Source organism: Salmonirosea aquatica, from assembly GCF_009296315.1.
Classification (GTDB): Bacteria; Bacteroidota; Bacteroidia; order Cytophagales; family Spirosomataceae; genus Salmonirosea; species Salmonirosea aquatica.
The window spans coordinates 1,449,923-1,470,955 of sequence record NZ_WHLY01000002.1; the positions used below are offsets into that span (position 1 = coordinate 1,449,923).

21 protein-coding genes are annotated in these 21,033 nt (G+C 50.9%); 8 read left to right on the top strand and 13 right to left on the bottom strand.

The window, feature by feature from the left end; all coding sequences use genetic code 11:
• The first annotated feature begins 117 nt into the window (after positions 1-117).
• Positions 118-702 carry a Crp/Fnr family transcriptional regulator gene (locus GBK04_RS07120; protein ID WP_152758141.1) on the top strand — a complete coding sequence of 195 codons (585 nt, stop codon included), beginning with the start codon at positions 118-120 and terminating at the stop codon, positions 700-702.
• 76 nt (positions 703-778) lie between these two features.
• Complete coding sequence (locus GBK04_RS07125; RefSeq protein ID WP_152758144.1) at positions 779-1,351, top strand: DinB family protein; 573 nt, start codon at positions 779-781, stop codon at positions 1,349-1,351.
• A 6-nt stretch (positions 1,352-1,357) separates the two neighbouring features.
• Here the strand turns inward: GBK04_RS07125 and GBK04_RS07130 are convergent, their stop codons facing one another.
• On the bottom strand, positions 1,358-2,269 hold the full coding sequence (locus GBK04_RS07130; RefSeq protein ID WP_152758146.1) for an LEA type 2 family protein: 912 nt from the start codon (positions 2,267-2,269) through the stop codon (positions 1,358-1,360).
• A gap of 119 nt (positions 2,270-2,388) precedes the next feature.
• Between GBK04_RS07130 and GBK04_RS07135 the strand changes: the two genes are divergently transcribed.
• Together GBK04_RS07135 and GBK04_RS07140 are read left to right on the top strand one after the other, a co-directional pair.
• A complete protein-coding gene (locus GBK04_RS07135; RefSeq protein ID WP_152758148.1) occupies positions 2,389-2,625 on the top strand; it encodes a hypothetical protein in 237 nt (78 codons plus the stop codon).
• Positions 2,625-2,954: a type II toxin-antitoxin system RelE family toxin gene (locus GBK04_RS07140; protein ID WP_152758150.1), complete on the top strand. Its 330-nt coding sequence runs from the start codon at positions 2,625-2,627 to the stop codon at positions 2,952-2,954. Before GBK04_RS07135 ends, GBK04_RS07140 begins: the two co-directional genes overlap by 1 nt.
• A 34-nt stretch (positions 2,955-2,988) precedes the next feature.
• Here GBK04_RS07140 and GBK04_RS07145 read toward each other — a convergent pair whose 3' ends face one another.
• The 5 genes from GBK04_RS07145 to GBK04_RS07165 all read right to left on the bottom strand — a co-directional run bounded on the left by GBK04_RS07145 (position 2,989) and on the right by GBK04_RS07165 (position 7,318).
• Positions 2,989-3,684 (bottom strand): hypothetical protein, encoded by a 696-nt coding sequence (locus GBK04_RS07145; RefSeq protein WP_152758152.1) that lies wholly within the window; start codon positions 3,682-3,684, stop codon positions 2,989-2,991.
• Between the two features lie 4 nt (positions 3,685-3,688).
• Positions 3,689-4,075, bottom strand: a complete 387-nt coding sequence (locus tag GBK04_RS07150) for a GntR family transcriptional regulator (RefSeq protein WP_152758154.1) — start codon at positions 4,073-4,075, stop codon at positions 3,689-3,691.
• A gap of 12 nt (positions 4,076-4,087) precedes the next feature.
• A complete protein-coding gene (locus GBK04_RS07155; RefSeq protein ID WP_152758156.1) occupies positions 4,088-4,927 on the bottom strand; it encodes a hypothetical protein in 840 nt (279 codons plus the stop codon).
• 125 nt (positions 4,928-5,052) lie between these two features.
• Entirely contained in the window at positions 5,053-5,886 is an 834-nt protein-coding gene (locus GBK04_RS07160) for an ABC transporter ATP-binding protein (protein ID WP_152758158.1), read from the bottom strand.
• 154 nt (positions 5,887-6,040) lie between these two features.
• Positions 6,041-7,318, bottom strand: a complete 1,278-nt coding sequence (locus GBK04_RS07165; RefSeq protein WP_152758160.1) for a hypothetical protein — start codon at positions 7,316-7,318, stop codon at positions 6,041-6,043.
• A gap of 142 nt (positions 7,319-7,460) precedes the next feature.
• On the opposite strand from GBK04_RS07165, the gene GBK04_RS07170 reads away from it, so the two are divergent.
• Positions 7,461-8,702 carry a DegT/DnrJ/EryC1/StrS family aminotransferase gene (locus GBK04_RS07170; RefSeq protein ID WP_152758162.1) on the top strand — a complete coding sequence of 414 codons (1,242 nt, stop codon included), beginning with the start codon at positions 7,461-7,463 and terminating at the stop codon, positions 8,700-8,702.
• 54 nt (positions 8,703-8,756) lie between these two features.
• Here the strand turns inward: GBK04_RS07170 and GBK04_RS07175 are convergent, their stop codons facing one another.
• From GBK04_RS07175 to GBK04_RS07205, 7 genes are all read right to left on the bottom strand, one after another.
• On the bottom strand, positions 8,757-9,737 hold the full coding sequence (locus GBK04_RS07175; RefSeq protein ID WP_152758164.1) for a gluconolaconase: 981 nt from the start codon (positions 9,735-9,737) through the stop codon (positions 8,757-8,759).
• An 84-nt stretch (positions 9,738-9,821) separates the two neighbouring features.
• Positions 9,822-10,820: a phosphotransferase gene (locus GBK04_RS07180; RefSeq protein WP_152758166.1), complete on the bottom strand. Its 999-nt coding sequence runs from the start codon at positions 10,818-10,820 to the stop codon at positions 9,822-9,824.
• Between the two features lie 57 nt (positions 10,821-10,877).
• Positions 10,878-12,041, bottom strand: a complete 1,164-nt coding sequence (locus GBK04_RS07185; protein WP_373330787.1) for a DNA-binding transcriptional regulator — start codon at positions 12,039-12,041, stop codon at positions 10,878-10,880.
• A gap of 64 nt (positions 12,042-12,105) precedes the next feature.
• Positions 12,106-12,951 (bottom strand): hypothetical protein, encoded by an 846-nt coding sequence (locus GBK04_RS07190; RefSeq protein WP_152758168.1) that lies wholly within the window; start codon positions 12,949-12,951, stop codon positions 12,106-12,108.
• A 4-nt stretch (positions 12,952-12,955) separates the two neighbouring features.
• On the bottom strand, positions 12,956-13,192 hold the full coding sequence (locus GBK04_RS07195) for a hypothetical protein (RefSeq protein WP_152758170.1): 237 nt from the start codon (positions 13,190-13,192) through the stop codon (positions 12,956-12,958).
• A gap of 118 nt (positions 13,193-13,310) precedes the next feature.
• Complete coding sequence (locus GBK04_RS07200; protein WP_373330788.1) at positions 13,311-14,570, bottom strand: MFS transporter; 1,260 nt, start codon at positions 14,568-14,570, stop codon at positions 13,311-13,313.
• An 84-nt stretch (positions 14,571-14,654) separates the two neighbouring features.
• The gene (locus GBK04_RS07205; RefSeq protein WP_152758172.1) at positions 14,655-17,249 is read right to left on the bottom strand and encodes a family 20 glycosylhydrolase; all 2,595 of its coding nucleotides are present in this window, start codon (positions 17,247-17,249) and stop codon (positions 14,655-14,657) included.
• 139 nt (positions 17,250-17,388) lie between these two features.
• Here GBK04_RS07205 and GBK04_RS07210 point away from each other — a divergent pair, with 139 nt between their 5' ends.
• The 3 genes from GBK04_RS07210 (at position 17,389) to GBK04_RS07220 (ending at position 21,015) form a co-directional block, all read left to right on the top strand.
• Positions 17,389-18,486: an acyltransferase family protein gene (locus tag GBK04_RS07210; RefSeq protein WP_152758174.1), complete on the top strand. Its 1,098-nt coding sequence runs from the start codon at positions 17,389-17,391 to the stop codon at positions 18,484-18,486.
• A gap of 27 nt (positions 18,487-18,513) precedes the next feature.
• The gene (locus tag GBK04_RS07215; protein WP_152758176.1) at positions 18,514-19,455 is read left to right on the top strand and encodes a dihydrodipicolinate synthase family protein; all 942 of its coding nucleotides are present in this window, start codon (positions 18,514-18,516) and stop codon (positions 19,453-19,455) included.
• 72 nt (positions 19,456-19,527) lie between these two features.
• The gene (locus GBK04_RS07220) at positions 19,528-21,015 is read left to right on the top strand and encodes a sodium:solute symporter family protein (protein WP_152758178.1); all 1,488 of its coding nucleotides are present in this window, start codon (positions 19,528-19,530) and stop codon (positions 21,013-21,015) included.
• Positions 21,016-21,033 lie beyond the last annotated feature (18 nt).

Genomic DNA, 21,033 nt, shown 5'->3' on the forward strand with positions numbered 1-21,033 from the left:
ATAGGTACCTCCGTACACGATAAGGCGATCTTGGGGCAATTTTTACTGTCGACAATCACCCATTCGCTAAGTCTCTGTTTTAACCCGCCGCCGTAATTATTCCGTAGGGAATCTAGTATGAAGAGCGACACTGACGCATTACGTACCACAATTGAGCTGATTTATCCGCTGAATCCCGAAGAAATGAAGGCATTTCTGGCGGTCTGGAAGCCACTGACAGCCAAGCGGAAGGTGGTGCTTACCGCCCAGGGCGAGGTAGCCACCGAGCTGTATTTTGTCCGGGAAGGGTTGCAGCGGGTGTATTATCTGGACGAGCAGGGACGGGAGGCAACGCTAGTGTTCACCTACGCGCCCTCGTTTGGCGGCGTCATCGATTCGTTCCTTTTACAGGTACCCTCGCGCTACTATTACGAAACCCTCACGCCTTCGACTTTCCTCAAAACCAGCTTCTCCGAAATCGATCAGCTGATGCTCCGGTACCCGGCGATTGAACGGATGATCCGCCTGGGTACCAACGCCACGCTGAGCGGACTGCTGGAACGACTGGTGGAAGTGCAGCTTTTTTCGTCCGAGGAAAAATTCCGTTCCCTGCTCCGCCGGAGCCCGCACATTCTGCAGAGGGTACCCCACAAGTACCTGGCCAGCTACCTGGGCATCGACGCGACGAATTTCAGCAAGCTGCTCAACAAAGTACGGCTTTGAAATGATGGTAAATACCAAGATTATTTTCCCGTCGCCGCCAGACCTTTGGGGTAACATTTAAACCAATCTGTCAGCCATGAAAAAATACTCGCCCCAGCAATGGATCGAACCCCTTACCGAATCGGTAGAAGCCCATCTGATACGCGCCACGGAGGTGTACCAAAACCTTTCGGACGCGGATATGAACACCCCGCCCGCGGACGGGGGCTGGTCGGTGGCCCAGTGCCTCGAGCACCTCAACAGTTATGGTCATTTTTATCTGCCGGCGGTCAGGAAGGCTCTACATGCTGTGGCAAGTCCGGCTGAGCCGTCCGGGGGTACCTACCGAAGTGGGTGGTTGGGCCGCTACTTTATCAATATGATGAAGCCCGAAAACACCAAAAAATTCAAGGCTTTTAAGGGACACATACCAGCTCCTAAGTTGGATGGAGCGGCGGTCGTGGCCGAGTTTATCGAACAGCAGGAACAGTGGCTGCGATTATTGGACGAAGTAAATCGCGTCGCTGAGCTTAATGCGCGGGTACCTATTTCCATTTCGCCGCTAGTACGTTTGAAGCTGGGCGATGTGTTCGGTTTCGTCATCGCCCACAACGCCCGGCACATCCAGCAGGCCGACCGGGTACTGGCAGGTACCCTGGAGCGAGCCTAAGCGGAGTCAATTCCCGATGTTTTCCTTGATTTTCTGCAAGTCTTCCAGATCGCCTTCGATGATCAGGTTCACGTCGCTGTTTTTGAACATTTCATTGTCGGACGACAGGGTGCAGTTAAAATTAAGCTTGAAGGGCAGGCTTTTGCCCTGCCCGATCAGTTGTCCAATGGACTTGAGCAGATCGCCCATGTCCACGGCCAGGGGAATATCGTAAATTTCCTCGCTGCCGCCGCTTACTTGGGTTACACCCGCTACGGTACCTTTGGCCAGACTTTTCTGGCTTCCCAGATCCACCTCATAGGCCGGATCTTTGAATTCAATCGGAAAGGCGTTCCGGTTCTTGAATTTGAGTTGCAACACTATTTTTGATTCGCTCAGCCCGAATTTTTTCATATCGTAGCCTACCACTTCCACTTGCGGCAACCGGTAACGGGGCAGCCGCTTGTCCATGCTCAGGCGCAGCGTGTCTTTGCCCAACACAGGTTTGCGCAGGTGAAACACACCCGCAAAGTGATAGTCGGCACTGTCGCGGCCCGTGGCGGCTCGTTCATTGACCGCTTTCAGTGTACTGATGTTCATCTGTGAGGGCAAGGTCACCACGGTACTGTCGCGCGACTCGATGCGCAGGGGTTCCGTGTAGTTGTTTTCCAGGATCGTATCGCCGTCCATCTGCACCGAGTAGCTGAAATCTTCGATATCCAGTCCAATCGGCAGCGGGTTATCTACCAGCAGATTGAGCGTCAGGTCGATGGTTTTGTCAGTAAAATTATTGATCCGGCCCACGCCCATTTCGATGCGGGGTTTCAGACCCGACACGGGATTGCCGTTTTTTTCTTTGTACAGGTACCAGGCGGCCACGCCTATGAGTACCAGAAGAAGAATGAGCAGGAGAACTTTGGTCGTTTGGCTAAGGTTCATTTTAAGGGGTCGTAATTGAAAGTAAATGCAATCCAGGCAATCCTACTTTCGTTTAATGTTCTCACAATAAAGGTATATTTGCGGAGGTTTCATCGTAAAACTTGCACAATTCTTCTTCCATGAAACAGATTACTATTAGCGTGCCTGACGGTCAGTTCGCCTTTTTCATGCAGTTGGTAAAAGCCCTGAATTTCGTTCAAATCGAAGATCAGGAAACGCTGGAGAATTCCCTAACTCCCCCGCAACGGGAAACTTGGGAAAATGTGAAAGCAGGCTTTGAAGAATATAAACTTACCGAAGCAGGGAAGCGGCCAACACGGCCCATCGAAGCACTACTCGACGAGCTAAACGGCTGATGTTCAAAGTTTACACCATTGAGCACTTTGATCGGGAGTTGAAAAAACTTCTAAAGAAGTACCCTTCTGTTGCGGCCGATTTGCGAAAACTGGGAGAAAGTCTGGCAGAAAACCCTTTTCAGGGTAAGCAGCTTGGCAAAGATTGCTACAAGGTACGGATGGCCATCAGCTCGAAAAGTCAGGGAAAAAGTGGTGGGGCCAGGGTAATTATTTGCGTAAAAATTTCGGCAGAAGTAGTCACGCTTCTTTCCATTTACGATAAATCAGCTCAAAGCGATATTGCCGATAAGGTCTTGATTCAGCTTTTAAAGAATTCAGGATTATTATAAAAATACCTCACCTGACTAGCAGGGTACCCCACCCCTATAAACTCAAACTTCTTCGCAGCAGGCTACCCGGCAGGTTGATGTGCGCGCTGCTGTCGGCCTGTATTTCCATGGATTTGAAAATATCTTTTTCCACAATCAACGTACTGGAATCGCGCACCTGAAGCGTGGCCGCGCCGATCTGGTTGTTGCCCTTTATTTCCACAAAGCCACCCGCGTGAGCTTCGATATTTAATTGGTCAAAGGTATTATTGGTGAGCAAAATAGCCTTGTCCGATTGCCTGATCGAAAATTCACCACTTTTCCATCCCCTCACGTTTGCCACGACGCCGTCGGATTGAACACCGGACAGCGCAGGAGCCATGATGTATAGGTAGGTATTACTCCTGAAATCATACCCATTGCCATAGGGGTACCTTTCTGTATCCAAGGTATGGTAGATAAACAGCGTATCGTGAACTACTTTCCATTCTAAACCAGGATCACCCCACATGTGGTCTACATCCTGCTTCCGCATTTCAAAGGTTTTGCCCGGCCTGATCTGCACCATCCCGAATTGCTTTCCCGTCAGCTTGATGTACTTGAATGGCGGCAGCGTATCGTGCGAGAAGCCGTAGTAGGGATCGGTCCGGTCGATGCGGTCGAAGTTTTTTTTGAGCCCCAGATCATAGCCAATCATGGATATAAAGACAAACGCAAGCAGCGCGAGGAGCAACAAGTTACTGGTTTTCATAGCGTCAGGAATTAGGGGTAGTTGGGTATTCGGCGGCGACGAATTTCTGGTAGCGCGTTTGCAGGTCTTCCAGGCTGATGTCGAGCAGGTACATGGTCTTGAAAAAGACGGGTAATTCAGTTTCCAGAAAGCGCTCCCGGCGAAAAGTCAAAATGAGCTTCTGGGCGTTCTCGGCCGCCGAGTAGCCAATGCCGCGTTGATTGAAAATGATGTCTTTCCCCTGCAAAAAATCGTAAGTACGCATGACGGTATTAGGGTTCACTTCCAGGGTCGAGGCCAGGTCCCGCACCGACGGTATACGCTCACCCGGCGGCCATTGCCCCAGCACGATCTGCTCGCAGACGTAGTCGGCGATTTGCAGGTAAATGGATTGTTTATCTTTGAATTCCATGCATCGAATGGGTTAAATCTCTTTCTCTTTCAGCCGGACATAGGTGATGTACCACAGGATCAGAACAATGACTATCAGCAGCGGGTATACGACGTTTTCAGTTCCATCGGAGTAGGCGACGTGGAACGACTTGTATCTTGGTATCATATACACTACATCCCAGCTAAAGAAAGGAACCGCAGATAGTCCCGATGGACTGGTATCGGCAAGGAGAAAAAGCACTATCCCACGGTTAGCCATTATAAGAATAAGAACAATCAGGATAAAAGCAGTTACTGTTTTGACAAAGGAGGATTTCGTAAAATACAGCGAGCCCAGGAAAACTACCCCCTGAATAACGACATAAAACAAGGTAAAGAACTGTATTACAGACAGTGGTATTTTTCGGTATTTTTCGCTAATATCAGTAGCGGGTATTCTGTTATTGCCTTTGGTGGTATTCCAATCTTCTAATAGTTTGGCATTAGCATAATCTACGGTCCAATTATGCAACCACAGAAAAAGTATCATCAATGGTACGATGACTATAAGGTTCAAAACCAGTGGTGTCAAAAATTTTTCCAGGCGCGAAGAAGGTACCATAAGGGCGGCCATACCTTTATCTCGTGGGCCGTATTGACTGAAAGCCAAGTCTGTATATAAGCTCCCCCCAAAATATACGATCATAAATAAGGCCAAGCTATGCAACCCAGAAAGAAACCCTCCGTATTCTTTTACAATTGTTATCGGCAGCATAAGCAGCAACAAAAACACTAGTAACAAGCCCGCCGTCAATAATTGAATGCGGCCTTTTTCGGCAAATTCCGCTTTGACCAGAAGCAGGAAGCGCGAGAAGCTGAAAGTTTGATTCATAAGGTTATTGATTTGAGTATTTGTTCACCTTCCACATGCAGCAATTGAATTCTGATTCGGTTGCTTTGGTACTTTTGTACTCCTGTACTTTGGTACTCTGCCCCTTTGTGCCTTTGCTCCTCATTTTACCCGAATAACTCCCTAATCCGCGCCGGATTCTGCATCGCGGCGTTGAAGAGTTGTTCCAGATCCACGCGGCTTTCTTCCTGTTCCAGATTTTCGGTGACGGCGTTGTAGCCGCGCAAAGAAGGCTCGGCGTAGAGTACCTGTGCATCGTTTTCGACCGTAGGGCGTGTGCCAAAGTAAAGCCGCTCGGACACGGCTTCCAGGCTGTGTTGCAGCACGATTTTGTGGTTGTCCAGGATGATGATATGATCAATCAGATGGTCCAGGTCCCGCACCTGATGCGTGGAAAGCAGGATCAGACAGTCGGGGCGCAGGGCGGCGGACACGATTTTGCGGAACTGACTCTTGGACGGAATGTCCAGCCCGTTGGTCGGCTCGTCCATGATCAGGACTTTGGTATTGGTGGCCAGCGCAAAAGCCATAAGTACCTTTTTCTTTTGCCCAAAAGACATACCGGTCAGCTTGTTGCCTTCAGGAATGTCGAACTCGGCAAGGTACCTCAGGAACTGCGATTCGTCGAAGCGGGGATAAAACGGCGCGTAGGTACCCGCGTACTGATCCACCGTGACGGAGGGTAGGTAGATTTCCTCGGGAATGAAAAAGACATCCTGCAAAAAAGCGGGCAGACGTTGGCGCGGTTCGTAGCCGTTGACTTCGATTTTCCCTTTTAACGGAAAAAGCAAACCCGCCATCAGGCGCAGCAAGCTCGACTTTCCTGCGCCATTTTTTCCCAGCAGGCCGTAGATATGGCCAGTCATTAGCTGCATGGACAGGTTTTCAAACAAGGGCTGACGCTTGCTGTACCCGAAGGAAACGCTATCGAACTGAATCATCGTTAAGATTGATATAGTGTTCTAGTATAATAGTACACTACAAAAGTATGAATAGAATTTTATGAAGCAAGCCAATCAGAAAAAAGATTTTGCTTGGCTCATAAAACCGCTAACCCAGTTATTCGATGGCAAATTTTGTAGGGGTACCTTGAAATCAGAAACGTACCTGTGCGCCTTTCAGCTCACCGTGGGAAGCAATGGCGATTATCGCCAACACGGCCATGAAAACCAAAACACCTGCCAACAAGGTACCCCATTGGCGCGGCGCATTAGGTTGAGAAAAAAACTCAGCCTTTACTTTTCCGATCAACAGCCCCACAATGAGCAGATTGATCACGTACAGGTACTGCTCGATGCGGTAGGTACTCAGGAAAGCGCCCGTAATCAGAAAACTGCACAGGGTATACAGCGCGAAGTGCGCCAGAAAGAAGTTCCTTAAATTCAGGTAAGTAAGCGGAAGGGGCGGATTTGCCAAATAAAACGTGAATACCCAATACAATCCAGCGCAGGCGATGGCCAGGAAAGACAGGGTTTGGGTGAGTTGCGTGGCGCTTTCAATATTCATGGAAATAAGCGGTTCCAGCATTTTAGATAGGCGCTCTGTTTCAAAATTTTGATCCCACACAATCAGCGGAATCACCAAAGTGAGCATCACGATCGGAAACCAGTTTCGCTTGGGTACTTCAACCGGGGCAGCGGGCGTCCAGTCGGCGGTGAAGGTACCGTAGGCCATCCCGATGCCCCCGCAAAAGCCCAGGGTGTATTCCATGACATTCCAGAAGTTGAAGTCGATCTCAGAAACCCGCCCCAGTACCTGTAGGAAATTCCCGAACGCAAAACCAAACCCGCCGCCGAGTCCGGCGTACACCGCCACCCGCAAAGCAGCCGGATGGCCGTTCCGCACAAGGTACCACGCCAGGGCCACCGCCATGCCCAGGCAAGCCGCCCACAGTTCGGAGCGCGGAGGCGTCATGAGCCAGGCAAATTGTTCGATTATAAAAAAATAAAAAACCACCGCCATCACCACCATTTCCACGAGCAGACTAGCCCACGAAACGGGCTTATCTTTGGAATCACTGAGGGCCAGCCCAAACAGCCCACCACCCAGAAACCCGTACAGACCGCCAATCACGAACAACATGGCTAGTCCGTAATACACATTGCCAAAGTCCGATCCCCGCCCGTAGCCTACCACCATGCCGTAGCTCATGATGCCGCCCAACCCCCAGCCAATGGCACCCGCCACAGTAGCTTTGAGCGCTTTGGGGTACCATTCGGGGCGCTTGGCCAGTAAAATAATCGCCAGCGACCCGATGCCGCCCGCCCAGGCCGCGCCGTGTTCATGACCGAATTGCCCGCGAATAGCCCAGGCGGTACCCAGCGAAATGCCGGCCAGGAGAAGCCCGTAGTAGAAAGATTTCGATGGATTCATTCCAGTGTTTTAAGGGAGTAGGTACCTAGTGTCTTAAATACGGACTGCTCCGCCAATCGGGCCATTTGACCCAACTTTATCAGAAAAAAAATAGCCTTAAACCCACACCTACACGTACTATGAGAAACGAAATCAAGGTTTTATGCTATCCCAACTTGCCCTCCACGGCGGACCAAAAACCGTCCAGAAATTATTTCCCTGGCCTATTTTTGACGAAGGCGAAGTAGAAGCCGTGGCAGACGTGGTCCGTAGTGGGCAGTGGGGCAATCCCGATTGTACGGGATTAGTCGAAGCTTTCGAACAGGAATTTGCGAAGTACTGCGGCGCAAAATATGCCGTGAGTTGCGTCAATGGTTCGGTATCGCTGCGGCTGGCTCTGATTGTCTGCGGCCTACAACCCGGTGATGAGGTGATCGTCCCCCCCTATACGTTCATCGCCACGGTTTCCACGGTGATCGAAGCCAATGGGGTACCCGTGTTTGTGGACATTGATCCCGAAACCTACAACCTCGATGCCACCAAAATAGAAGCAGCCATCACTTCCCGGACAAAAGCTATTATCCCGGTCCATTTTGCCGGGCAGGCCTGCGACATGGATGCGATCCTGGACATTGCGGGGCGGCACAAGCTACGCGTCATCGAGGATGCCGCCCACGCGCACGGCGCTGAGTACAAGGGCCGGAAGCTAGGTACCCTCGGCGACGCCGGGAGTTTCAGCTTTCAATCGTCCAAGAACCTGACCAGCGGCGAGGGCGGCATGGTGATTACCAACGACCCCGAGTTGTATCGCAAAATGGCATCCCTTCGTAATGTCGGCCGCCTGCCCGAAGGACAATGGTACGACCACTTCCTGCCGGGCTGCAACTACCGCCTCACGCCCATGCAGGCCGTACTTTTATCGAGCCAATTAAAACGGCTGGACGACCAAACCCGCCGCCGCGATGACAACGGACTTCTGCTCAACGAACTACTTTCAGAAATCGAGGGAATCACGCCCCTCAGCCGGGGCCACGGCGAGACGGTGCATTGCCATCATTTGTATATTTTCAAATACGATCCGGCGCATTTCAACGGCTTGCCCAAAAACGAATTTGTCGACATGCTCGCCGCCGAGGGGGTACCCTGTTTCCGGGGGTACCCGCATCCGTTGTACAAACAGCCACTTTTTCAGGAAAAATTTTTCATGTGCTACGCCCTACCCGATTCGGTCAGTTACGCCGACACCGTGTGCCCCGTGGCAGAGCAGGCCTGCGCCGAAGAAGCCGTATGGATTCTGCAACACGCCATGCTGGGTACGGCCGAGGACATGGTAGCTTTTGCCAAAGCCATTCGGAAAATTCAGACGGTTGTCAGGGCTTCCGAAAAGGTACCCAAATCCGTATAAATGAAAACCCGCCTGTCGCCGAACGGCGACAGGCGGGTTACTGACCTACCTTCCTTATTTATACCGCTGAATGCTATAAGTATTCGATTGCAGCTTGGAAGCATCGCCCATGGCGGCGTTGATTTCACCAATGCGGGCGTTGATCGTAAAAATCTGACCATTGACATAGGTACTTGTGGTGGCCATCGAATAACCGTCGGTTTGGGTTTCGACCACGCTGGCGGTGGCGAAGTTGTCGTTGCTGCGCACCAGCGCCACGCGGCTGCCGCTGCCTGTCACCACGTACAGATCGGTGGTACCTACCAGCGTCATTCCGTCGCCGGGCAGGTTGCCAAGGCCGCCGACCTCGGTGATGGCATTGCCATTTTTCAAATCCACTTTGAAAAGCTTTCCGACTCCGGTATTGGCCACGATGAGGAAGCCGTCCGGATGATACACGATGCCATTCAAGCCGAACGTCGGACTGGAAAACAGTACGTCATCGCGTACCAGGATGCTGGGGGTACCCTCGGAAGTCACTTTGTAAATTACGGGCGAAAACGAATCCGTGACGTACACGGTACCATCAGGATTGAGGGCGATGTCGTTGGCAAAATGATTCATACCTGGTAATAGATCATCGAGATCGACCCGCCGTTCGAGGGTACGGGAGTTAAGGTTAAATACCAGCAGTTCGGCCGTTTTTTGGGTCGTAGCGGGGCTGCTCTTGCTCGACACGCCATTGTCGCTATTCGCCACGAAAATGCGCTCGTCGGCTACCTTCACACCGACGCCACTGATTAATGCGGGGTCAGACACCAGGTCGGCGTACTGGCCATCGGTGCTCACGGTACCTACCTTGCCCTGCGTGAGGGAGGTGATAATGAATCGGTCCAGCCGGGCCGAGTACGCCATACCCTCGGGGTACTGCCGCTCGGCAAAGAATTCGATGCGTTCGGGAAAATCAGCATTGGGGCTCAACCGGTGGTCTTCACAGGCCGATAAACCGCAGACTGCCGCCATAAGCAGCGCGCCGGGAAGTAGGTTAGTTTTCATTGTGTTATTTTATAGGTGTAAACATGAATTGTCTACGCCTATAAAAGTATTATTCCACGATGAATTATTTTCTCAGTCCGAAGCTCATTCCCATAAGTTTGGATCTGCCCCATTAAAATCCAACCATTTGATAATCAATCCAATGAAGTGTTTTAGATAATTTTCAGTCAGGAAAATATTGGACCAATTATCAAACCGCCGCGACTGTACCCCCAGATAAAACAACCAGATCGCCAGCCCGGCGTAGGGAATCAGTCGCTTTTCCTCTTCGGTCAGTGGGGTTATGGCTTGATAGCCCCGATAGAAGGCGTTCAGCTTCGATGTGTATCGCTCTTTGTCGGGTTCGGTATTGAAAAGCTGCACCACAAAGTAGCTGACGTCGAGAAACAGCCAACCGTTGCCACAAAAATCGAAATCGAAGAGCGTGATGTCCGAATCATCGACAATGTTCATGTTGTCGTACCATAGGTCCAGATGCACAACTCCCTTCCGCAGCTGGCTAGTGTCGGCCTGCGCAAAAAATGTGGCAAGGTACCCTCCCGCTTTTTTCACAAACTGCATTTCTTCCAGCGATTCGTCGTAGTACTTTTTGGCGTATTGGTACGGTAGCACCGCTAGTTCCTGTACCGTGTAGTCCACTCTTTTCAAGTTAAGATTCAGGGTACCCTGGTGCATGCGCGCCATCAGGGTACCTATGCTTTCGCAGGTATTCTCATGCAGATTCCTGATTTTCTGTCCTTCGGCAAAAGAGAACAGGACGCCATAACGCAGCCCTTCGGGAGCCGGAATCGGCTGAATATAGTTTTGATTTTTATCCTCGATGGGATACGAAACCGACACCTCGTTTTCACGAAGCAGATTCAACAGCCGCAGTTCTTCGGCGATTTCGGTTTCGGTGCGCCATTGGTAGCTGTACACTCTGAAAACGTACCTAAGCCCTCCGGCTGCCACCAGGTAGGTATGATTGATTCCGGTTCGAAAGATTCTGCAGGTGGTACCTTCGTCGAACCCGTATTTTTCCTGCAAAAACAAAGCAAGGTGCGGCGCGGAAAGGGTAGAATCCGTAACGGGAAAAGGAGTCATGCGCTTGTGTTAAAATTCAGGGGGTACCTTGATAAATCTTTTTCTGACTGCAGAAACTCACCTTCCCGCCAGGTACTGTTTCCGGTACTCGATGGGCGTGCAGCCTTTGATCTGCCGGAATTGCCGGGCGATGTTCTTGCTGTCGGTCATGCCCATGTCGAGGGCGATTTCAAAAATCGACATATCGGTTTCCAGCAGTTTCTGGGTGAATTTCTCCATGCGCAGATTAAAAATATACTGGTACACGGGGTAGCCCGTAATAGCCTGAAACCGCTTTTCCAGCGCTCGGCGCGACAGGGGTACCTGCTTCACCACTTCATCGACCTGCAGGTTTCGGTCGGCATTCTGGTGGATATATTTCAGCGAAGTAGCGATACAGGTGTCGTTGGTAGCGTAAATATCCGTCGAGTGACGCGTGACAACCTGCGTGGGTTTTACTACAATATCGTAAGCATCGGCCGTGCCGTGGCGAATCATGTGGTCCAGCAGGCGAGCGGCATCATAGCCCCCTTTTTCCACATCGAGGGCGATGCTTGACAGCGGTGGATCGGATAACTCGCACAGCATTACGTCATTATCTACCCCCAGCACAGCTACTTCTTCGGGAATGCGGATGCCGGACAGGCGGCAGGCCTCCGTAATATGCTGTCCCTGATTGTCGTCGCAGGCCATCAGCGCCACGGGCTTGGGTAGTGATTTGAGCCACTGACTCAGCGAACTCGGTTTATAGTACCACAGTTCGCTCGACCGCGCCTTCCGGTGCTCAAAGTACTCGACGGGGTACCCTGCTTTGTTGATACGCTCCTCAAAGCCTTCGGCCCGTTCGCGCGACCACACGATGTCGCTGAACCCGTAGAAGGCAAAGTGCTTGAAGCCCTTTTTAAGAAAATGTTCCGCCGCCATTTGGCCCGTTTCGCGGTAAGCACCGGTGATGTTGGGAACCTCGCGGAAGCGCTCCTTGAAATCCTGGGCAATGACCGAAATGCCGGCCTCCACGATTTTGACAATATCTTCGTCGTTGTACAACTGCCCCACGATGCCATCCGCCCCCCAATCGAGCGCCCATTTCAGGATTCCTTCCAGTCCCATCGTTTCGCGGTGAAACAGGGGCATCCGGCAGAAAATCCAGGGCCCATGATCCCGCGAATACGCCGAAATTCCTTTGAGCAGGCTCTTGCTGTATTCTTCGGCGAAGTCGATGAGGAGGATGATTTTGTACACTTCTGTTTAGTGGAGAGTTGAAAATAATTCGGTAGTTATTTCAGATCATTTATCCTAATCAACTCTATATAGCATATTTATCACTAATACTTATTTTCTTGTATTCTGCTTTCGGCCTAGTTTCACCCCAAGGTATTCTTTCATTCTTATCTTTAGGGAACATTGCATCAAATTTAATAAACTCTAATAAAAACGTTCCTAAACTCAAAATAGAATTATGAACACTAATTAATTCATTAATAGTGATATCAATGTCAACAATTTTAGGATCTATCCATGTAGATTTAAAATTTACGGATTCAATGGAAATATTACGTTCCTCATCTAGCCCATAAAATCTAATCAATTGTTTATGTTTTATAGAATTAGAAATTTCTCGTATATTCTTTACATTTTCATTTTCTTTATAAATTAGTAAATTCTCTAATAGTAAGTTTGCACTTTGAAAACTTTTATAATTATTCAGTTCTTTTTCAATATTCTTAAAACTACACTTTCTCATTTCACTCTTGTAATTTTCTAAATCTGAATAAAAATCGAATGCAAACCAGATAATCTGTAAAAAATAATCTTCACAGCTATTATACCATAATATTGAATTTTGTAAAAATTGAGTTCGTAGCCACAATTGACCAGAATACCCAGAATTCCAAGTAACTCCAGACTTATGTATCTTAGTATGAGCATTAATTAAAGAAAGTCTCGCACTTGCCAATACGGAATACAAATCATTAAATTTTTCGCCAGCAATAGAATAACCTTTATCATGCACCAATCCAAAATCAACAATATTTGTATCTATTTGATATGATAATGGAAGTAATAAATCTTTTGAAAACTTGTTTGTTTCTTGAACTAACTCTTTAAGAGAATATTCCTTTCCTCTATATATTATTTTAAGGAATTCCATTTAATTACTTAGTAAAATTATTTTTTGTATCGCGCACGGCTTGAATTTCCGCATTGATTTCATCCAGACTCATTTCCGAAAGACCTACTTGTTGCGCAATTTCGTTACACTCCAATAGGGCCTGTCTGGCATATTCCAGGCTTATTTTTTCAACCAGGTCAGAGAAGTCTATCTCACTTTCATTATCCAGATTATATTTCTGAAAATCCGTTTCGCTTACTTTCAGTTGAACCGTTTTCATAATCTTAATTTTTTGTTGCCTCCACTCTATCACCCATCGAACACCCAAGTAAATATCTTGATTTTAAACAACGTAAACAACTTTACCATTCCCGGCTTCCCTAAGTGAAAGAAAAAGTTCAGGTACCCTTGCCTTTAAACAACTCACCTACCCGAATGGTGGCATTCGTCACCAGCGGACGCGCCCAGATACCAATACTAAAAATATAGCCTAAGGTAAGCAACATAAACAACATAGCCGTACGTAAATCCAGCCACTCGGCCAGGCCACCTACGACGAGGGGTACCACCGCGCCGCCCGCGATGCCGCTGCACAGAATCCCCGAGAAGGTACCGTGGTGATGGGGCACCGAGTTGAGCGCGAGCGACACGACAATAGACCACATGACAGAGGCAAAAAAGCCCGTCAATGGAAATGCGATCAGGGCAATTTCCAACGTACCGAATAAAGCCGCTAATAAGGCAACGACGGCACCGGCGGTGAAAATCAGGAGTACGCGGCGACTATCGAAAAACTTCAACAGTACCAGGCCCAGCAGGCAACCGATCGTGAGCAAGCCCCAGAAATTGGAAAGTACCGAGGCTCCGGTGGTAGCCGGATCGACGCCATGATAAGTCTGGAGGAATTTGGAGGTCCAGTTGGCAATGCCCTGTTCGGTACCTACGTAGGTGAAAATCCCCAGGAAGAACAGCAGTACCTTGCGGTCGGCCAGAAGCTCGCGAAACGCCAGTCCGGTTTCCATTTTTTCATCCGCTTTCAGCTCCACCGTTGGAAACCGTACCAGTTGAATGATGATCACCATCGCCAGCGCAATGAGCGCGAACACCCAGTAAAGCGACACCCATTTCAGATTTTCGGGTACCAGCGAATCGAACAGCTGAATCAGCGATGAGTCGCTGCCCGAATGTACGTGCAAAACCAGATAGCTGTACAGCAAAGGGCTAAGAAACGAAGCCGCCCCAAAAAACAACTGCGCCATGACCGAATTAAACGCGAAATTCTCTTCGCCGCCCGCAACCCGCAACAACGGGTTGATCACTACCTGCAACATGGCCATGCCAATGCCAATCAGAAAAAGCGAAAGCAGTGCGACGCCAAAGCCCGGCAACAACGCAAAAAGCAACGCACCCACAAAAGCCAGCATGAAGGCCCACAAGAGTACCTTTTTCTCGCGGTACTTCTCTACCAGCAAACCCGAAGGAATAGACATAACGCCATAAGAAACGAAGAAGGCGAACGGCATGAAGCCCGCTAAGCCCAGACTCAAATCGAAACTATCCACAATATCAGGGATGATCGGCCCCAGAATATTGCTGAGAAACGAAATGACGAAGAAGATTACAAAGATTAGAAATACAATAAAGGGGTTGCGTTTCACTTCGTGTAGTTGACAGTGGAGAGTTGAAAATTAATAGATTATAGATAAGTACTTTGGCCGATCCAACGTCCAGCATCGAATGTCCTATTTCGAAGCGATGGCCGTGCGGCTGGAGCGTCCGGCTCTATCGAAGCTTTTCAGCCTGACGGTACCTTTCACCGGCAAGGGCTGTCTGTACTCGGGCGATTCAGTGGTGGGTTCGGTACCATCGGTGGTATAGCGGATACTCAGGCCGGGTAAGGCCGTATTGGCTTTCAGGGTGTCGTTTCGCACGATAGCGCCGGGCAAGGGTAGGCGGTAATTGTAGCCTCCGTTGAAACGCGCCAGACGGGGCAGTTCCCGTACCGCGATGGTATTGGCAAACACATTCCATTCCTTGGCCACCCGTTTCTTCCGGTCATCGTTTGGTGGCATTTCTTCCCAGTCGCGTTCCTGGCCCCAGGCACTCTCGGCGTAGCCAATCATTTTGGGCAGCATATACGATTCCAGCATGGCGCGCCCTTTGACGGTTTCGCTCCATAATTGCGCCTCTACCCCAATGATGTTCTTGCGGGCGTCAGGTCGCAACCGCTCCATTCCCTTGAAATCCGCATTGACATCCAGCGGGCGGCCCATATTGGTTTCCAGCGTCGTGCTGAACATGTTGTAGGGAGCGAACGTCCAGTTGTCGCGCGTATCGACGAAGCCCGCCCAGTAGAGACCCGGCTCCTTGGGGTCGTTGTCGTAGGACATGTCGAAATAGAAATTCGACACGTTACAGAGGATTACGGGATAGCCCGCATTGGCCAGGCGGTAGCCCAAATCACGATAGTCGAACAGGTTGTTCCAGATGTAGGGTACCACCCCGCCGCCCGCGAAGGCCGGATTGGGCTCGTATTTGCCGCCATCGGCTTTTAGCAGCGCTACCTCTTCCCAACCGTGCACGGTAAGTCCGCGTTTTTTCATGCGCTCTACCAGTTTTCCGAAGAAATAGGCCTGCAGGTTTTTAGGGTCTTTGATCGTAGGATTTTCCTTCAATAGTTTGGCTGCCATCGGTGAAGCCGTCCATGCTCCCTCGGGTACCTCATCGCCTCCGGCGTGGATCACGTTCATTTTCAGGCCGGCCTGCTGGTACATTTTTGCCATTTCGTCCACCACTTTTTCGTAGAAACGGTAGGTGGATTCGCGCGCCACGCTCACTACATTGTTTTTGTAGCCCTGCGCCGAGAGGTACGCCGAACGGTCGTCGGGGTCGATCAGGCGGTATTCGTTGGCTTCCTGTTCTTTGCCCTGCTTCATCAACCGCTCGTACCGGGCTTCCATGGATTTAATGGCTGCCATCGCATGACCCGGAAAATTGAGTTCGGGAATGACCCGGATATGGCGTTCAGCGGCATATTTCAATATTTCCACAAAATCGGCCTTGGTATAGTACCCACTTCCGTGTTTACCCGTTTCGTAGGCCAGCGGCCCCGACCCATAGGCCGGATGTATGGCCGGAGCATCCATACCTGATGTATGCTGCCGCTGTGCTCCTACTTCGGTCAGCTCGGGCAGTCCGTCTATTTCCAGTCGCCACCCTTCGTCTTCGGTGGTATAGAGCAGAAAATGGTTCAGTTTGTAACGCGCCATCAAATCCAGGGTACGCAGGATGGTTTCCTTAGTCTGGAAATTCCGGCTCACGTCCACGTGCAGGCCGCGGGTGTGAAAACGCGGCGCGTCCTCGATGTCCAGGCAGGCCAGGGTAGTTTTTTTCTGCGCGTAGGCTTCAAACGGAATCAGCGCCAGCAGACTTTGAATACCATAAAAAACGCCGGCCGCATCGGAGCCCACAATGGAGACGCCTTTGGGGGTAACAGACAGGCGATAGGCTTCTTTGGCAATCCCATTCACCGAAAGGGAATCGATCCGCAGGTCGATGCCGGGCGTGGCATTGGCTGCTGCCGCACCTACCTTGTAGCTAGCGGTCGTGATTTCATTCAGTCGCTTACTCAGGAAATTAGCTTCTTTTTCGAGCCCTTTCCCGTACCGGATCGCCTGACTCCCGTCCAGGGTCAGGGTACCCCCTACCCTTTTGATATGTACCGGGGAAGGAATTATTTTCAGCAGCGAGTCAGCAGGTACCACATGCAGGGGTAGGTTGGCGGCGTAGCGGTTGGCGGCGGTAGGCATCCGCAGCGAATCTTCCTTTCCCCGCAATATCTGTTGCCGCTCCGTGAACGGCTCGATGGTGTAGTCGGCTATCTGCTCAAATTTTTCCTCTTTGCCGGTTTTGTCATAGTACACGATGTATAGGCCCAGGGGAGCGTCCGTTTCCTTGATGACGCCTTCGATGCCCGAATACCAGATCTGGGTAAATTCACCGGCTTTCAGCGAGAAACCCTTCTCAGGTACCAGCTTGTACCAATCACCGTTGATGTGTACCACCCGGGCCGCCTGCGGGGTTTTGTTGGGGATGATGGGCCGGGGAGCCATGTTGAAAAACAGCGCCCAATTGCTGTCGTTCAGGTCGGTGGTACCGTTGTTCGTGAGATTGAAATAGGCGTCGAAGGCATTCTCCCGCTCCGTAAAATTACTGACCAGCTTCCACGAAACCTTCAGTTCGCTCTTGCCCGTGAGGGTTTCTTCACTGACTTTACCACACCGGAATAAAAACAGGGTACTCAACAACAGGAGAAAACAACACGCGATTTTTTTCATGGAAAGGCGATTAGGTACCCCCAACGGGGTGATAGCTGTAAATTTCAATTTGAAAGTAGCCTTTATACTACTCCCGGCAGTATTAAAACTACTACTGACCCAATAAAACACTTTTTGCGCATTTTCTGAAATAAAACCTATGGGCAAACCCGCCGGACGATTGGTGTCACTGGACGCGTTGCGTGGCTTCACCATTGCCGCCATGATCACCGTCAATTTTCCGGGCCATCCCGACTTCGTGTACGCGCCGCTCCACCATACCCGCTGGAACGGGCTTTCGTTCACGGATCTCATCGCGCCCATCTTCCTCTTTGTCATCGGGGTTTCGATTGCCTTCGCCTATTCCCGGAGGCTAGCGGAGAAGTCGCCCAAAGCGGAACTGCACCGCAAAATCATCATCCGGGCGGTGAAGATTTTTGCCGTCGGCATGTTCCTCAACCTGCTGCCCGCTTTTGATATTTCGGACGTCCGCTGGACGGGTACCCTACACCGCATCGCCTTCGTTTTTTTATTCTGCGGACTCCTGTTTCTGCACACAACCTGGCGGCAACAAGCCTGGATCGCCGCCATCATTCTGGTAGGGTACTGGCTGGCGATGACGCTCATTCCCACGCCGGGCGTAGGTGAGGTCATGCTGGAGCCGGGTGTCAACCTGGCGGCCTGGGTGGATCAGCAGTGGCTGCCTGGCAAGATGTGGCAGGGTACCTGGGACCCGGAGGGTATCCTGAGCACGTTCCCCGCCACTGCTACGGGCATCACCGGGATGCTGGCCGGGCGGCTGTTGCTCAGTCGGTTCACGCCCCACGAAAAAGTTAATTTCCTGATGACGGCCGGGGTACTTTCATCCCTACTGGGCTATGCGTGGAGCCTGGCCTTTCCGCTCAACGAGAATCTGTGGACCAGTTCGTTTGTGTTGCTCACCTCGGGATTTGCAGCGTTGTTGCTGGGTGCGTTGTATTTTGTGGTGGACATTCTGGGGCGACAGCGAGGGACGGGCGTCGGGGTCATATTTGGAGCCAATGCTATTACTGTGTACGTGCTGGCGGATATTTTCGCCCTGGTTTTTTATGGAACTCTCTTTGGTGAGGTACCCCTCAATGAACAGGCCGTAGGTGCCCTGATCGACTGGGGCTTGGCGCCCAAATTGGCGAGCATGCTGTACGCGCTGGCCTTTACTGCGATTAATTTTATCCCTGCCTACGCTTTATACAAAAAAAAGATTTTTATAAAACTTTAACCCTACATTTTTTTACCAACCGATTTGATGCCCAGCTACCCCAAACTTCCCTCGGGCCTCTGGCCCGTGATGATTACGCCTTTTACCGCATCCAACGAAATCAACTACGCGGGACTTGAAACGCTCACACAGTTTTATATCGACGCCGGATCAAACGGACTATTTGCCAATTGCCTGTCGAGCGAAATGTACCAGCTCACCGAATCCGAGCGGCTGGATTTGATCAAAGGGGTACTTCGGGCCAGCGACGGCAAGGTACCCGTCGCGGCGACAGGTACCCTCAGCCGGGATCTTTCGGAGAATGTAGAGTTTATCAAAAAAGTCCACGATACGGGGGTGCAAGCGGTGGTGCTCATTTCGAGCCTGATCGTGCTGCCCGATGAAGACGAGGGTACCTTTAAAAATCGACTGGAGCAAATCCTCGACCAAACGGACGGAATTCCGCTGGGCTTGTACGAATGTCCGGTACCCTATAAACGTCTGCTCAGCCCCGGCCTGATGCAATGGCTGGTGAGTAGCGGCCGGTTTGTGTACCACAAGGATACTTCCTGCCATTCCGCCTCAATTCAGAAAAAGCGGGAAGCTACGCAGGGTTCCAACCTACTCTTCATGAACGCCGACACCGCCACCGCGCTGGACTCTCTGGAAGCCGGTGCTGACGGGCTGTCCCCCATCTCCGCCAATTTTTATCCCGAATTGTATACCTACTTGATGAAGCAATACCGGGAGCACGGCAAGACCGACGCACTGACGCAATTCCACGCCTGGCTTACTTTGATGGATCGCACCACGCATACGTTTTATCCCTACTCGGCCAAGTGGTTTTTGCAACAGCGCGGTCTGGCTATAGGTACCTACACGCGTATTCCCACAGAGACCATGCCACAAGTAGATCACCTCCGCTTCAAGGCTTTGATGGATTCGTTCAGGTCCCTGGCGGAAATGCACGATATACCGCTGGTACTTTGAGCTATTAGCCGGGCGGCGTTCCGCCAATAGCCATCAGCTAACAGCTTCAGAACTTTAAACTTCGCTTATCCCTTGCAAACCCTCGACCTGATCGTATTCATTGTGTACATGGGCGGCATTTCGCTCTTTGGCGCTTCATTTTATTCCAAAGACAAATCCTCGGATACCTTCACGCTGGGCAACAGCAATTTTCCGACTTGGGTGGTCACCATGTCCATCTTCGCGACGTTCGTGAGTAGCATCAGCTTTCTGGGCCTACCGGGAAATGCCTACCAAACCAACTGGAACGCCTTCGTTTTCAGCTTGTCGCTGCCCATTGCTTCCATCATGGCGGTGCAGTTTTTCGTGCCGCTCTACCGCAAACTGAACAGTCCATCGGCCTACGCCTACATGGAGACAAAGTTCGGCTTGTGGGCGCGGGTGTACGTGTCGGCCTGCTACTTGCTGACCCAAATGATGCGGATCGGTACCATTCTGTACCTGCTGGCGCTGCCTGTCAACGCGCTATTCGGCTGGGACATTCTCACAATCATCGCCCTCACCGGACTGGTGGTGATGGGTTACTCGCTGCTGGGCGGGATTCAGGCCGTGATGTGGACGGACGCCATTCAGGGTATCGTGCTCATTGGCGGGGCACTGGTCTGTTTGCTGTACATTTTCTTTTCCATGCCCGAAGGACCGGGTCAGGTGTTCACCGTCGCGCTGGAAAACGATAAATTCAGCTTGGGTAGCTTTGGCAGTAGCCTCAGCGAATCGACCTTCTGGGTGGTGCTGATCTACGGTATTTTCATCAATTTACAGAACTACGGCATCGACCAAAACTACGTGCAGCGTTACATGGCCTCGCGTTCTGAAGCCGAAGCCAAGCGGTCGGCGTTCTGGGGCGGGATGTTGTACGTACCCGTCTCGATGCTGTTTTTTCTGATCGGTACGGCACTGTTTTCCTACTATTCCGTATTTCCGAATTCGCTGCCCGCCGAATTGCACGACGTAACGAAAAGCGACCGGGTATTTCCTTTTTTCATTGTCAAGGTTCTCCCGCCCGGCCTGACGGGATTGCTTATCGCCTCCATTTTTGCGGCAGGCATGAGTACCATTTCCACCAGTATCAATAGTTCGTCCACGGTCGTGCTGGTCGATTACTACCAGCGTTTTTCTAAAACCAAACTCACCGAAAAGCAATCCATGCGGGTGCTCTACCTCACTACCTTCATCATCAGCATTCTGGGTATCGGCATTGCTTTCGCGATGATCAATGTCAAGAGCGCACTGGATGCCTGGTGGAAGCTGGCCTCGGTGTTTAGCGGCGGGATGCTGGGGCTGTTCCTGCTAGGGGCATTTGTAGAGAAAGTCAACCGGAAAGGCGCGATCGTCGGTATGGTTTTGGGCGTACTACTGATCCTATGGATGAGCCTTTCTCCCATTTTCTGGACCGAGGGTACCTTGAGCGTCTACGCCAGTCCGTTCCACGCCTACCTGGCGATCGTGTTTGGTACCCTGGTGCTTTTCATTACGGGTTTTCTGGCAACGGTGCTGTTTTCGCGAAAGTCGACTGATTGATTTTAACTCCCCGAAAGT

Bases quoted from the DNA above. Each gene is read 5' to 3' on its own strand.
- GBK04_RS07170 (WP_152758162.1), top strand. From the start codon at position 7,461: ATGCTATCCCAACTTGCCCTCCACGGCGGACCAAAAACCGTCCAGAAA.
- GBK04_RS07150 (WP_152758154.1), bottom strand. From the start codon at position 4,075: ATGGAATTCAAAGATAAACAATCCATTTACCTGCAAATCGCCGACTAC.
- GBK04_RS07120 (WP_152758141.1), top strand. From the start codon at position 118: ATGAAGAGCGACACTGACGCATTACGTACCACAATTGAGCTGATTTAT.
- GBK04_RS07125 (WP_152758144.1), top strand. From the start codon at position 779: ATGAAAAAATACTCGCCCCAGCAATGGATCGAACCCCTTACCGAATCG.
- GBK04_RS07165 (WP_152758160.1), bottom strand. From the start codon at position 7,318: ATGAATCCATCGAAATCTTTCTACTACGGGCTTCTCCTGGCCGGCATT.
- GBK04_RS07155 (WP_152758156.1), bottom strand. From the start codon at position 4,927: ATGAATCAAACTTTCAGCTTCTCGCGCTTCCTGCTTCTGGTCAAAGCG.
- GBK04_RS07175 (WP_152758164.1), bottom strand. From the start codon at position 9,737: ATGAAAACTAACCTACTTCCCGGCGCGCTGCTTATGGCGGCAGTCTGC.
- GBK04_RS07130 (WP_152758146.1), bottom strand. From the start codon at position 2,269: ATGAACCTTAGCCAAACGACCAAAGTTCTCCTGCTCATTCTTCTTCTG.
- GBK04_RS07160 (WP_152758158.1), bottom strand. From the start codon at position 5,886: ATGATTCAGTTCGATAGCGTTTCCTTCGGGTACAGCAAGCGTCAGCCC.
- GBK04_RS07180 (WP_152758166.1), bottom strand. From the start codon at position 10,820: ATGACTCCTTTTCCCGTTACGGATTCTACCCTTTCCGCGCCGCACCTT.
- GBK04_RS07135 (WP_152758148.1), top strand. From the start codon at position 2,389: ATGAAACAGATTACTATTAGCGTGCCTGACGGTCAGTTCGCCTTTTTC.
- GBK04_RS07140 (WP_152758150.1), top strand. From the start codon at position 2,625: ATGTTCAAAGTTTACACCATTGAGCACTTTGATCGGGAGTTGAAAAAA.
- GBK04_RS07190 (WP_152758168.1), bottom strand. From the start codon at position 12,951: ATGGAATTCCTTAAAATAATATATAGAGGAAAGGAATATTCTCTTAAA.
- GBK04_RS07215 (WP_152758176.1), top strand. From the start codon at position 18,514: ATGCCCAGCTACCCCAAACTTCCCTCGGGCCTCTGGCCCGTGATGATT.
- GBK04_RS07210 (WP_152758174.1), top strand. From the start codon at position 17,389: ATGGGCAAACCCGCCGGACGATTGGTGTCACTGGACGCGTTGCGTGGC.
- GBK04_RS07145 (WP_152758152.1), bottom strand. From the start codon at position 3,684: ATGAAAACCAGTAACTTGTTGCTCCTCGCGCTGCTTGCGTTTGTCTTT.
- GBK04_RS07195 (WP_152758170.1), bottom strand. From the start codon at position 13,192: ATGAAAACGGTTCAACTGAAAGTAAGCGAAACGGATTTTCAGAAATAT.
- GBK04_RS07205 (WP_152758172.1), bottom strand. From the start codon at position 17,249: ATGAAAAAAATCGCGTGTTGTTTTCTCCTGTTGTTGAGTACCCTGTTT.